Source organism: Moorena producens PAL-8-15-08-1, assembly GCF_001767235.1.
GTDB lineage: Bacteria > Cyanobacteriota > Cyanobacteriia > Cyanobacteriales > Coleofasciculaceae > Moorena > Moorena producens_A.
Genome location: NZ_CP017599.1, coordinates 5,037,931 through 5,051,484 on the forward strand (window position 1 = coordinate 5,037,931; position 13,554 = coordinate 5,051,484).

General features: G+C 42.7%; 11 protein-coding genes. 5 read left to right on the forward strand and 6 right to left on the reverse strand.

Annotated elements, in window-relative coordinates; all coding sequences use genetic code 11:
- Nucleotides 1-168 precede the first annotated feature (168 nt).
- The gene (locus BJP34_RS18485; RefSeq protein WP_418904165.1) at nt 169-1,062 is read right to left on the reverse strand and encodes a transposase; all 894 of its coding nucleotides are present in this window, start codon (nt 1,060-1,062) and stop codon (nt 169-171) included.
- Between the two features lie 571 nt (nt 1,063-1,633).
- Between BJP34_RS18485 and BJP34_RS43665 the strand changes: the two genes are divergently transcribed.
- The 3 genes from BJP34_RS43665 (at nt 1,634) to BJP34_RS18495 (ending at nt 3,250) form a co-directional block, all read left to right on the forward strand.
- Entirely contained in the window at nt 1,634-1,786 is a 153-nt protein-coding gene (locus BJP34_RS43665; RefSeq protein ID WP_158517296.1) for a hypothetical protein, read from the forward strand.
- 147 nt (nt 1,787-1,933) lie between these two features.
- Nucleotides 1,934-2,572 (forward strand): hypothetical protein, encoded by a 639-nt coding sequence (locus BJP34_RS18490; RefSeq protein ID WP_070393612.1) that lies wholly within the window; start codon nt 1,934-1,936, stop codon nt 2,570-2,572.
- A gap of 72 nt (nt 2,573-2,644) precedes the next feature.
- Nucleotides 2,645-3,250: an LVIVD repeat-containing protein gene (locus BJP34_RS18495; protein WP_070393613.1), complete on the forward strand. Its 606-nt coding sequence runs from the start codon at nt 2,645-2,647 to the stop codon at nt 3,248-3,250.
- A gap of 144 nt (nt 3,251-3,394) precedes the next feature.
- Here the strand turns inward: BJP34_RS18495 and BJP34_RS49075 are convergent, their stop codons facing one another.
- Entirely contained in the window at nt 3,395-3,520 is a 126-nt protein-coding gene (locus tag BJP34_RS49075; protein ID WP_267876307.1) for a hypothetical protein, read from the reverse strand.
- Between the two features lie 494 nt (nt 3,521-4,014).
- Complete coding sequence (gene recF, locus BJP34_RS18500; protein WP_070393614.1) at nt 4,015-5,166, reverse strand: DNA replication/repair protein RecF; 1,152 nt, start codon at nt 5,164-5,166, stop codon at nt 4,015-4,017.
- 260 nt (nt 5,167-5,426) lie between these two features.
- Here recF and BJP34_RS43670 point away from each other — a divergent pair, with 260 nt between their 5' ends.
- A complete protein-coding gene (locus BJP34_RS43670) occupies nt 5,427-5,585 on the forward strand; it encodes a hypothetical protein (RefSeq protein ID WP_158517297.1) in 159 nt (52 codons plus the stop codon).
- Here BJP34_RS43670 and BJP34_RS18505 read toward each other — a convergent pair.
- Nucleotides 5,582-8,512 carry a cation-translocating P-type ATPase gene (locus BJP34_RS18505; protein WP_083305244.1) on the reverse strand — a complete coding sequence of 977 codons (2,931 nt, stop codon included), beginning with the start codon at nt 8,510-8,512 and terminating at the stop codon, nt 5,582-5,584. The two genes, BJP34_RS43670 and BJP34_RS18505, sit on opposite strands and share 4 nt — an antisense overlap.
- 420 nt (nt 8,513-8,932) lie before the next feature.
- Nucleotides 8,933-10,702 carry a ShlB/FhaC/HecB family hemolysin secretion/activation protein gene (locus BJP34_RS18510; RefSeq protein WP_070396752.1) on the reverse strand — a complete coding sequence of 590 codons (1,770 nt, stop codon included), beginning with the start codon at nt 10,700-10,702 and terminating at the stop codon, nt 8,933-8,935.
- Between the two features lie 978 nt (nt 10,703-11,680).
- On the opposite strand from BJP34_RS18510, the gene BJP34_RS43675 reads away from it, so the two are divergent.
- Nucleotides 11,681-11,851: a hypothetical protein gene (locus tag BJP34_RS43675; protein WP_158517298.1), complete on the forward strand. Its 171-nt coding sequence runs from the start codon at nt 11,681-11,683 to the stop codon at nt 11,849-11,851.
- A gap of 49 nt (nt 11,852-11,900) precedes the next feature.
- Here the strand turns inward: BJP34_RS43675 and BJP34_RS18515 are convergent, their stop codons facing one another.
- Nucleotides 11,901-13,082, reverse strand: a complete 1,182-nt coding sequence (locus BJP34_RS18515; RefSeq protein WP_070393615.1) for a DUF4912 domain-containing protein — start codon at nt 13,080-13,082, stop codon at nt 11,901-11,903.
- Between the last annotated feature and the right edge of the window lie 472 nt (nt 13,083-13,554).

Genomic DNA, 13,554 nt, shown 5'->3' on the forward strand with positions numbered 1-13,554 from the left:
AGAGTATGTAATAAAGTATCATGTATCTGAATGGTTGCAGAGAAGATACCAATTTTCTTTACAATGTTTTTAGCAATATTTAATACTATAATTATAATTATCAATTAGACATCTCCAATAATCTGTAATCAAGTCACAGCAATCAACCTAAGGGGATCAATAACTGATTCAAACTTGAGCCAGAGAAACGATTTCATGAGTTTTTGGAGTCTCATTATCCAAATTTGGAGTAAAACTATGAGTCATTACAATGTCAATTTTTTGACCATATTCAGGGTATTCTATTACTTCTAAAATTAGAGAGCCAATTCTTAATATTACTAAGCCACAAACGGTTAATATTACCGATTCATAACGCTTCTTATTTAAGCGAAATCTTTCTTGAAAAATTTTAAATATTTTTACTATTCTGATCAAATGCTCTACGAAAATTCTCGATTTTGATAAAAGTTTATTATCGGCTTTCTGTGAATCAGTTAATTTTCCTTTCTTAGGCTTTTTAGATGGAGTAATTATTTGGGATTCTCGGATATAAGCTTTATCTCCACTAAAAACTTGCTGGTCATCAAATCTATTTAAGGTTTGGCGACATATTTTAATATCACTCATGGGTCCAGGTTTTCCCACAACTACATCAATAATGTCCTTTCCTTTTGGTAACACAATAAACTGACTTTTTAAAGTATGTCTTTTTTGTTTACCTGAATAATACTTTTTTTGAGTTTGGTAGTCTGTTCGCGTAGCGTGGCCTACGGCCAAAGGTCTCTCGATGACTTGCTCTGAACTATCTACTATCAATTCATGGTTGCTTAATCCTTCCCGAATCTGTTCTACTTCTTCTGGAAACTTTTTTACTTGTTCTAACAGACTTGGTGGTAAAGCTTCTTGAAATATTTTTTGCCAATAAGTAAATAAGTTATGAGCCGTTGACTCGCTTACTTGAAAAAGCAAACCTAAAATTTGAAAACTTAAGTTATGCCTCAGATAAACTAACATCAAAATTATTTGTTCTTCCTCAGATAATTTTGGATGATTACCACCTCCTGCTTTAATAAGTCTAATTTTATTTTTTTCATTATCTTGTTGTTTTTATTTAGCTATAAGCTTTCCTTGCTCTATCAGTTTTATTAATTGCTCATAATTAATTCCTAATAGCCTTTTTGTTTGTTTAGGATGTTTTTGAATATATTCCCAAGTATAATTGCTCATTTTTACATATTATCTATGAATAATTATTTCCATTATACTCTATTTTTAGGATTTTATGGTATTATGGAGATGTCTATTATAAACCCGATCTGCTACGAGTACACCCTTGGGAGAAATATAATCGTCCAACACAATCAAGGTAATGTCAACAACCAAGATTATCGTAATGCTCTCTAGGTGAGGTTAATTATAAAGGTTTGCATGCAGGGCTATTTCATTCTGGATCTAGGTAACTAGTTTAGAGGCTTTCAGGCATCCCATACCTGAATTATCGAAGGCTGAAACGACGTATCCTCGTCAATGCATAAAATATTGTAATTTAGAATGAAATAGCCCTGGGAATAATCTCACTAGTGAGGGCATTTGACCCTAACAGAGCTAATTTCCAGCAAGTCTCTAAACTGTAGGAAGGAGAAAAAAAATAGTGAAACGAACTTTACAAAGAAGCTTGCAAGCTTTTGTGATGATGATAGTGTTGGTGCTCACAATGGTGGTACAGCCCGCCATTGCAGCAAACAAAGCCATAGCTGAGACTCAAAAGAGTAATTATGCTCCCAATGAGTCGATCGTGGTATAATACTCCAACTTTCCGGGTAATAAGAATGACTGGATTAGTGTTGCGCCTGCTGATTATCCAGATAAGAACTACAACGAATACTTTTACACTCAAGGGGCTCAGAGTGGTACCCATACATTTCGTGGTCTTACTGTCGGCGATTATCAGGTGCGTGGATACTTTAACTGGGCTACAGGTGGCTATACCGTTCAAACTCGTTCTAGTTTCACCGTTAGGGAAGACAACGGTGTCAAGTATGGTGAGTCTTACCACCTAGAAAATCAATGGCCTTTGGTTCATACTTATCTCGATGCATGTGGCGAAACTTATTGTATGCCAACAACTAAACTCAGCGTCTTTGCAGATGCTGAACCAGATCAGGCAGGAGTTGGAACTGGGACATGGAAAATTGAGTCTGTCACCGGAGCATCTACCGGAACTCCTGTATCCGTTGGTGACCTGGTTTACCTGCACAACCAATCTGAGAGTAAGAGTTATCTAGATACATGTGGTCTAGAGGCTTGTTCGTCAACAACTAAATACAGCGTTGTCACAGATGAAACACCGGATCGGGCTAAGCAAGGAACTGGGATCTGGAAAATTGAATCCGTCACGGGAGCATCTGAGGGAACTCCTGTATCCGTTGATGATCTAATTTATCTAAAAAACCAATGGTCTGTTGTTCAGACTTATCTAAATGTGGATCGCATAGTGACTTGTGGTTCAACAACTAAGCTCAGCGTTGTCACAGATCCAGAACCGAACCAGGCAGGCGAAGGAACTGGAACATGGAAGATTGTTGATTAATGGTGGGTTTTGAGCATACCCTTTCAAAGGGTACTTTCGCGGATCACAAATCACCTAATTTGGAAAAAAACAATGAAAAATTGGCAAATTGACCCTCTTGCCCTTAAGGCACGTCAACTGCTGAGTTTTATACTTACCACTTTGATGTGGGTAAGTGTGGCAGTCAGTCCAGCACAGGCAACCGAACCGTTAAATACTATTTCTTATCCTTCGTCGGAACTGACGATGGGTGCGGTGGAGGTTGCCCAGCTCGCCCTGGCCGAGGAGCCCACAAATACAGATCCCAAAATAATTGGCAGTTTCGATACTCCGGACCCGGCCTTAGGATTAGGTCAACCTTTCAATACCTATCAAGTAGCGATCGCGGGCAACACGGCCTACCTGGCTGATATCCAATACGGGCTGCAAATTATCGATGTGAGCGACCCGACAGATCCCAGCCGCCTTGGCCGTCTCTATCTCCCGGGCACTCCCCAAGGAGTAGCGGTAGCGGGCAACACGGCCTACGTGGCTGCTAGGAATTTAGGGCTGTACATTATCGATGTGAGCAACCCGACAGCTCCCAATCTGATTAGCAATGTCGGTAATAAAGATAATCTTTATGATGCCACAAAAGTAGCGGTAGCGGGCAACAGGGCCTACGTGGGGGCAGGGCTGTTTCAAACTTTAATAAGTTAACGAGAAAAGGAGATAGGGGGATAGGGGGATAGGGGGATAGGGAAATCAACTAAAATTTCCCGAAAAATCCGCCAATTTAGTCATTAAAATCTGACAAATTAGTTGGGAGGAAGCAACTCCAATGACTAACAATTCGTGATGAGGTCAAAGAGGAGGGTTAGATAAATTTGGCCAAAATTCCGACATATCGCGCTCCAATACTCCCCATCTCCCCATCTCCCCATCTCCCCATCTATTTTTGGCGAGAATGAAACAGCCCTGGGTTTGCATGTAGGTGAAGTCTAATAATTAATCCTGACTACTGACTAATTTTGTGATTGTCATTAGGGAAGGTAGCAAACTGCCACTTCACACGAAATAACCTAATAAGTTGTCAATAAAGCGGCATAAATTTACTAATTAAGCTTCTCTATGAGGATTTTATTCAACATAGGAATCTTGTAAAATGCTAAAAAAAATAGATAATTGGGCATTCATTGATTAATTCAGCAACGTCCTTATAGCCGTTTTTTTTGTTCGAGTAAGTATTCCAAAATATGTGGATAGTATTGTTGTGCAGCAGAGGTATTTTATTGCTCTTATTTTATGGGGTAGCGATCGCGTTAATAATTGTTATTAAAAACGATAAATTTGTTAAGCTAGGTATGTGATCAAATTGGTAATTTTAGTGTAATATATATTCAAATTGGCGATTACTATGACTTCTAGTTGGAACGGTAAAAATTAGTGTACTCGATCAATCATTAACCATCAACCATCAACCATTAAGCTTGCAATCTTTTAATCTGTCCTGCTTGCACTGAAAGAATCTGAGACGAATTCAGCCATTGGGAATCAAAGGCTCCCAAGTGAGTAGTAGTAATTAAAGTCTGAAACCGGTCTTGAATAGCATCCAACAATAAATTTTGCCGATTCAGGTCTAGTTCAGCTAATACATCATCGAGTAACAACAGAGGTGGCTCTCCCACCACCTCTTCAATCAGCTTCAATTCTGCTAACTTGAGCGCTAATACTAACGTTCGCTGTTGACCCTGAGAACCATAGGACTTGGCTGGGGTCTGATTAATGGTAAACTGTACATCATCCCGGTGAGGACCGACTAGGGTTCTCCCTTGATGAAATTCAGGAATAGAGTACTGTTGGATTTTCTCTAGAAAAGCCTGCTTGACTAGATCAGGGTCATCTTTGGAAAGACTGACATTAGGGGCATAGGTAATATCCAAAACCTCTGTCTTGCCACTAATACTAGCGTGCCATGCTTGGGCTATAGGAGCTAACCGTTTTAGCATTCTCTCTCGACGGCGGGTGACTCGTGAACCAGCAGTAGCCAGTTGGGCATCCCACAACCCTAGCTCAGCATTGTACTGCTTGGATACCGATGGATCAACTTCCCCTTCTTGTTGAAGTTTACGGATTTTTTTTAGCAAAGCATTGCGCTGTCGCAATACCTGGTTATATTGCTGCAAAATGTAAGCATAAATTGGTTCGAGCTGAGTCAGAATCGAATCGAGCCAGGCGCGACGCCGCTCTGGTGCTCCTCGCACCAGTTCTAAATCCAGGCTAGAAAACTGTACCGCATTGAGAATACCTAAAAAGTCCAACTGCCGACGTAAGGATTCTTGATTGAGAGCCACAGTACGTCGTCCTTGAGTGCGCAAGGTTAATCCTAGTTCTACTGAACCATAGGTTCGTTCTAGAGTAGCCCGAATCTCAGCAATGGGAGTAGTTTCTAAGACCAATTCGCGATCGCGTGCTGACCGATGACTCTTGAGGGTAGAGAGCAACTCTACTGCCTCTAGTAGATTCGATTTTCCCTGAGCATTATTACCCAGCAAAATTGTCTTGGGAGCATCGAAGTTGACCAGGCAATCCTTGTAGTTACGAAACTGTCGCAGGTGTAGGCTCTTAAGGTACATCCAATGAAGGTTACAGGTTGGGGGTTAGTAGGTTGGGGGTTAGCAGGTTGTTCGCGTAGCGTGGCCTATTGGCCAAGGTTAGCAGGTTGAAGGTTAATCGGTTGAAGGTTAATCGGTTGTTCGCCCAAGGCGTCCCTTGTAGGGTAAATTAGTTGCTTGAAAGTTAGCAGGTTCTAGCTTAATAGGTTAACAGCCTTAAGATGAGAAGTCTGATCTGAACTAAAAAAAATATCTAACCGTCGAACCTTTAAGCTGCAACCTTGACCTTTCGGCCACGCTACGCGAACAACCTACTAACCTTGGCCAATAGGCCACGCTACGCGAACAACCTTCAACCTCCCAACCTTCAACCTCCCAACCTTCAACCTCCCAACCTTCAACCTCCCAACCTTCAACCTCCCAACCTCCCAACCGGCTAATCTGCAGCTTTTCCCTTGCTAGACCAACGAATAAATAATTTCTCCAGCTCAACCCAAACAAATAGTGAGGTACTAAAGCCAAGACAGACAGCAAATTCCATCATAGTCAGAGGTTCAGTGCCAAAGAAATCTTGCAAAAAGGGTACATAAACCAGTAGCAGCTGTAAGATAGTAGTTACAGTAACTGCCAATAGCAAATAAGGGTTAGAGAATGGGTTTAATTCCAGAGTAATGCGTTTGTTGGAGCGGACTGCCAGGGCGTGACCCATTTGAGCAATACATAGGGTAGTAAATACCATTGTCTTCCAGTGAGGGAAGTATCCGTAGGCGATTGCCATTAAGGTAATGTTGAAAATGGCAAAAACAATACCAATGCGCACCATATAAGACCCCAACCCTCTGGCAAAAATACTTTCCCGAGGACTAAAAGGCGATCGCTTCATCACATCCGGTTCTGCTGGTTCCACGGCTAGGGCAAGAGCGGGTAAACCATCAGTGACTAGGTTCATCCAGAGAATTTGTAAGGGTGTCAGAGGAACATCTGGTAGTCCCATGATCGGGGCTGCGGCAATAGTCAATACCTCACCGATGTTACTGCCCAGGATGTATCTAATAAAGCGACGAATATTGTCATATACTGTCCGACCTTCTTCTGTGGCAGCAACAATGGTGGCAAAGTTGTCATCTAACAGCACCATATCGCTGGCTTCTTTACTGACATCGGTTCCGGTAATTCCCATAGCAATACCAATGTCAGCTTGCTTGAGAGCGGGTGCATCATTCACTCCATCTCCCGTCATGGCAACAAATTTACCCCGACCCTGGAGTGCCTGAACAATTCTGAGTTTGTGTTCAGGAGCAACACGAGCATAAATGCTGACTTGGTCTACCTGTTCCTCTAGATCGAGCTGGGAGAGCTTTTGTAACTCCTGACCAGTCAGTACCTGATCACCGTGATTAGCAATTCCCAAATCCTGGGCAATCGCTTTAGCGGTAAGTTTGTGGTCTCCAGTAATCATAATCGGACGAATTCCAGCATTCCGGCACAGCTGAACTGCTTCTCGTACCTCTGGGCGTGGAGCATCCAACATTCCCACTAACCCCAACCATACCAACCCTTGCTCTAAGGTTTCATGGTCTGCTTCTGGAGCTGATAAGCTATCTAGGGAGTTATAGGCAAAACCTAGCACTCGCAAACCAGCCCCTGCCATTTGGTTATTCTGTTCCAAAATCTGTTGCCGCTGGTCTTCTGTCAAGGGTTGACACCCTAGAGTTCCTCCTGCTCTGTCATCATTATGTATTGATGAAGTACAATGCTCTAACACCAATTCTGGAGACCCTTTGGTCAACATCATGTAACTTGTCAGTTCTGGGTTCTCGGTTGTTCGCGTAGGGTGGCCTATTGGTAAAGGTTGTTCGCCTTTGGAATTCGAGTAGGGTAGCTGAGCAGGTAAGTTAGCAGGTTGACAATTATCTGGAGAACTATCCCACTGACAAATCACACTCATACGCTTGCGCTCAGAAGAGAAGGGAATTTCATCCACACGAGAATACTGTTGATTCAGGGGTTCCTTATCTACACCCCCTTTAGCAGCCAGAGCAATTAATGCTCCTTCTGTGGGGTCTCCTAAAATCTTCCACTCCCCCTGTTCATACTGCAAGATGGCATCATTACACAGAGCACAAGCTAGAAGTAGGGGTTCGAGTTCAGGATACTGTTCTGTAGTAATGGGCTGATTGTCTAGGAGAAATTCCCCTACAGGTTCATAACCATTCCCAGTCACCTGAATACTAGTGTTGAGGGTATCCACCCGTTGCACAACCATTTTGTTTTGGGTCAGGGTACCAGTTTTATCAGAACAAATGGTAGTCACACTTCCTAAGGTTTCCACAGCTGGTAGTTTGCGGATTAGAGCATGACGGCTTACCATTCTCTGGGTTCCTAGGGCTAAGGTCACAGTCACCACCGCTGGCAAGCCTTCTGGAACTACAGCAACTGCCATACTTAAAGAAACTTCTACCAGTTGTTGGAACACACTCAAGTCCCAACCGCTTACGCCCAAGCCAATGATAATTACTAGTGCTACTAGCAACAGCGAACCGGTTACCAAGACTTTTCCCAGCTGAGACATGCGCTGTTGCAGAGGTGTCGGTTCACTTTCCACCCCTTGTAGCATCTGGGCAATTTTCCCCAGTTCCGTATTCATCCCAGTACCAGTAACTAGGACTTTACCTCTGCCTTGGACAACTTCAGTTCCCTGAAAAACTAAATTAATGCGATCGCCTATGGGAGTATCTTCCGATAGCTCCACCTCTACGGTTTTATTGACAGCATTAGCTTCCCCAGTCAGTGCAGATTCTCTGACCTGCAAATTCGATGCCTCGATCAGCCTACCATCTGCTCCAACTTGTACCCCAGCTTCCAGCAACATGATGTCCCCTGGCACAAGCTGTTGACTATCTATCTCTAAGGTACGACCATCCCGCAGCACTCGTACCTTAGGCGATGCCATACTTTTCAGGGCTGCTAGGGCTTTTTCAGCACGGCTTTCCTGGAGATACCCGAGGATGCCATTAAGAATCACGATTGAGAGGATAGCAATCGTATCTTTGAAGGGGAATTCACTGGCCTTTTCTGAGGCTTGTTGCAGATTGATCAGATCTAAAATCCCGGAAACTATCGCTACCGCAATCAGCATCAGCAGCATGATGTCCTTGAATTGATCAAGGAACATTGCCCAGGAACTGCGCTTTGCTTTTTCCTCTAGTTCATTTAAGCCATAGTATTCCAACCTCTGTGATACCTGTTGAGAGGTCAAACCGACTTGAGGGTCACAGCCGGATTCTGCTAGAGAATTTTCAACAGATTGGGTGTACCACGCTTTTAACGGGTCAGGCAATAAATTAGAATGGGTCAATGGATTCACCGGGAATGTTTGCTTTTAGATGATATTCATTCGATCATAAAAATTTCCTAGGGAGTTTGGAAACCAAGACTATAATCGAATCTAGCGCAACAAAATAGCACCAGATGCAGCAAGTGAAGATCTGTTGTTAAAACTCTGTATTCTAAAGATAGGCAGTTGGCGCTAATCCTAGTAATTTAGTCCGTATTTGATCAGGTTTTATTTACTGTTGAAGCTCAAGGGTTGACTATTAACGGTGATCGTCAGAGTTGAAATAATTTAATCTAAGGTTTATCATCCCTATGAGGTACAAATAGTTTTTTACCTTATTACCTATTAGCAGCTCCGAAGCTCCCTTTTACCTGTTACCATATCCGCTGTTCCCTGTTCCCTAAAACCCAGAAATTTGTACCTCATGAGGAAAGATAATTGCTAGATTGATTAATATTGATAGCGAACATTGAAGTAGAAGCCCTCATCCTGGGCATTGTTACTGCGATCATCCAAATCAACCAGAGGAATGCCATAGTCAAGTCGCAGATTAAGCCCTGTCACTGGCTGCACAATTAGCCCTAAGCCAATACCCGCTAAAAAGCGTTGTGACGGTAACGTATTAGGATTGTCAGGGTTATTCCAGACATAACCCATGTCGAAAAACGGAATTAGTTGTAATGCGGGGTCATCGTCTACGTCTCGATGTAAAGTGATACGGTCTTCAACAGAGAATCGTACTCCATTGTCCCCTGCTCTGATATTTTGACGGTAGCCCCTCAGGGATTGACCACCCCCAAGCAAAAATTGTTGGGGAGGCAATAGGCTATTGGGGGTAAGCTGAACTTCGGTTCCCATAATTAAGAAATTATCCTCTGAGAGAATCTGCAACCGCTGTACTTGACCTACCCAGCGAAAAAAGCGCCCATCAGGTATAGGATCGGGGTTGATAGTGGAATCAAACCAGCCAGTTCCGAGACTCAAAAGCGATCGCAAAAACCAAGTTCCTTCCAAATCCCGACGTAGATACTCTTGTTCAAACTTAATCACGCTCAGGGTAGTCGAGCCATCTTGATCTGGACCAAAGCCAAACCCAAGAGGCTCATCACCCAAAAAAGTCTGACCATCTCTGTAGCTGAATCCTAGAGACAGAGCAAATTCTTCCCGAGGTGTGCGGTACAACGGCTGACGAAATCGAATTTCATATAGCTCAGATTCTCCCTCAATATCAAAAACATTGAATGGTGCTTGAGTCACCCGATTACGGTCGATCACTGTTCGCAGTTCTAAGGTACCATTTCGGGGATTGAGGGGAAAGCGATAGCCAATATCAAAAATATTAGACCCCCCAGTGGTCGAACGGCGATAAGTGAAAGAAATTTCATCCCCATTGCCAGTTAGGTTGAGATGCCGAAGATTAAAGCTCATTCGTTCAGAACCAATACTAGGAGGTGAGTAGTTATCAACCCATACACTGCCTTTGAACGGATTAGCTTCCACAACACGAACAATCAGAATGCTCTGTCCTACTTTTGTTCCTTTGCGCAGGCTGGCTTCTATACTTTCCAACTTTGGGTCAAGCCGTAACAATCGTAATTGGTTTTCCAAATCAGTAGTATTGAATGGTGTTCCAGTACCTAACTGGACACGGCTGCGGATATAGTTGGCATTGAGGCGGCGTGTTCCTTCAACTTCGATCTTTTCTATACCCCCTTCTAGGACACGAATTGTAACAATGCCCTTGTTAATGTCAATGGTTTGCTCGGCCAGAATTGCTCTAGTGTTAATATAGCCTTGCTTGAGGTAAACCGTAGTAATAGCATCCGCGACTTCTCTTAGTTGCTCAATAGTCAGGGAGCGTCCTTGATAAGGTTGTATGATCTGCTTAAACTGCTCTGGTGAAAAGATAGTGCTGCCAATGACTTCAATTTTATCAACTTGAATAGTTTGAGAATCAAAAGCAGTTAGTCTAGCCGGTGTATTGGGTTTATTCTCTAGTAGAATTGGTCGTTCTGAATCTGATAGTATGGGCGGTAATAGTTCATCTATCTGATTTTGATAATTTCCATCAACCAATTGTCCTGACTCCTGAGGGATTTTCTTCTCCTGCTGGTTAACCAGAAGGTTACTTGTGCTTAGAGATCTATGATTGCTTGGCAAAGAGGTTAGGGTTACTGCTAGGGCATCATTACAATTGCTACAGGCAATTATTAAATACAACGGTGTAAATTTATTTGATATTAATTTATTTAAGAAATACTTTATAAGCACAATTTGAATTAACATCTGATGCCAAAGCAATCCGATCTTCGAGCGCATCGGGTTTTTTATTCTCCTTAGGTGGGGATATCTAGGGATTTTGGGTGACAACGAATGGTTCAAACGTAAACGCCACTAAAAAGCCTAACCCTGATTAGTTCAAAAATTCCAAAAAACTATCACCATCGTCTCTCGCAGTTATAGCTTATATCAAATTCGTTTAATTACCCATAATCAAAATCTCTACCCTGTCTGACCCTGTGGTGGGTTTTCCGGTGTCAGTCTAACCTTTGTGTATTTAACAGGTGCGCACAAACAGCGAATTCAATTCTTAATGGGTCAAGCACACCTATTAACTCTTGGCAAAAAAATCCCTTGGCTAGTGTTGGGGGTTAGTGAACAGTAGGTAAAAGTATCACAAAGGTTGCCAAAGCCTCAAGTAATTTGCTATACTTTAACTATGATCTTAGTGCCACGACCTTGTCTTAATTAAAATTTCCCGAAAACCAAGGGTTTTGTAGTGACATTGGATCTGGTTCTAGAAATTTAACGGCGCACGAGGAATATTTCTTCGTGAAGCGCGGAGATACCCCCTGGCTGAGCAATCAGCTTGCATTGGCGGGCTAAAGTTTATCTTGGTAGACTTTGGTAGCTAAAAAGTATCGGAAATACTAGTTCTTGAACTATATAGCAATAGTTAGTAAGTACCTACACAAAATTAATTTCCTACTCTCAATCTCTGTAACCCTTACAATGTAAAGGTTTTAGTTTTGGTAAATGTGTAATTAATTTTGTGCACCTGCTTATATAGCTATACAAACTAGTCGATAAACTGTAGCTTTTGATACAATTTATCTAAACAACTATAAAATTATTTAATTATAGCATATTTATTTATAATAATCGTCTGCCTTAATCTACTGCTCTTCCGCACTTGTTATGGTAACAGAGCAGTTCAATCATCCTGATCGCCTTACTGGGAATTGGATGATGGCAGGACTTGGTCGTGCAACGAGAGCCAAATCGTCTTTGGCATACCAATGGGATCGTACCATAGAAGCTGACGCAACGCGCATGCAAAAGCTGATTTGGCTTACCCCACCCAACTGATCAAATATCACTGAAAATTATGGGTGGGGACTACAGTCAATAATTTTGTTCAATTGAACACCATATCAGTATGAGATGATGGCGTCTCGCGGATGAACTTCATATGAATTGAGCAAGTTTGCTTGCCATTCGCTGAGACGGCCATGATTGGGTAGTCAATCAGAGCATCCTGCAAAGACATCTGGAAACGGAAGGTACCATCTGGGTTAATCTTGACCGGAAGTCCATCAATAGTAACGGAAGCATCAGGATCAGTGGTACCATGGATAACTAGATCCGCATCTGCCACTAACAACAATTCCGGAGAAGGAGCGGGGGGAGCAGAATCCCTCAAACCAGCTCCCGACATGTTTGGAGAAACCCACTTACCAATACCCGAAGGGAAAGCATTGGAAGTTATTGCTGACCTTGGAACTTGCTGCATAGAACTATAAACAGAACCAGCTACTGCCTGAGATTCCCCAGATGGAGTTATGCCAAAGATTTCGCCATAGATAGGGGGATTAGGCATTTCCGAGCTACTCCCATTAGCTGTTTGGCTAGGTGGCAGAAGTTTTAGGACAGTCTTACCCTGTAAATTATCATTCCAGTTGACCGTGATGAATTGGTCTTCCATCCATTTAGAGGGATAGGCTGGGGGGGCATGGATAGGTGCTGAACGGGCCAGAACTAGCCATTGACCATCTTCACAGCGATAACCAATCTCAACTACATAGTCGCGATCGCTAACTGGCATGGGTAGATACCATTCTCGCGCTAGCTCATCACAGGGATATTCTTGGATACTATGAGGACTTTGATCATCGAGTTTGATTGCAGTAACATCATAGAGCCTTAGAGCGAGTTGTTGACCTCCCTGAGAGCGCAGTTCTTTTTTATGTTCATTCGGAATATCCCAATAAGCATAAGACCAATGTGGATCACGAGGCATTAGGACAATCCGGCTTTCACCATAACCTTCTGGTAGCTCTGCTAATCCCTCATCAACAGAAACTAGACTATCACTAGTCGGCTCTTCTTGAGCTAATTCAAACTGGCTTGATTCGTCCTTTGCTTGTGCCTCAATTATCGGCGATGGAGTGGTAGACCTTTTGTGACGTTCTATTGCTTGAATTTCCGCCAATAAGCGTGCTTTACGCATTCTGCTGTATCGAGATATACTATATTCACTGGCAACTCTACGTAATTGCCGTAAAGTCATTTCTTCTAGGGGAGTTCCTTCTTTTGCCATGATTTATTTTCTATACGTTGTTAGGTTGGCTGATAGATTACTGATGTCAATCTTGAGGTGTGACCCGTGGCCTGGTTCCCCGGCCTAGGAGGCGCGCACAAAGAGCGAATTTAATTCTTAAGGTGGGACCGGTGGTGAATTTAATTCTTAATGGTAAGAGCGCACCTAAGGGTCAAGCACACCTAATTAAAACAAGTTTTGCTTGCTATGAAACTTACCTAAAGTCAGACCTGACTAAAGTTTTTATCCTTCTTGATTCCCAGATTTTCAAGGCCCGACCCTAGGCCGCGAGGGATTGCTCGCGGCCTAGGAGGCGCGCGCCTTGAGGGAAATTACCCGTCTACTGCTTATTCGAAACTTCAGTTATTTTTTCTACCTACAATAGGGTAAAGTCAGCCATCGATAATTTGGTTAAATACTAACAAAGCCACATTTTTATGGAATCCTCTGAGCAACTATATATAACAAGAAA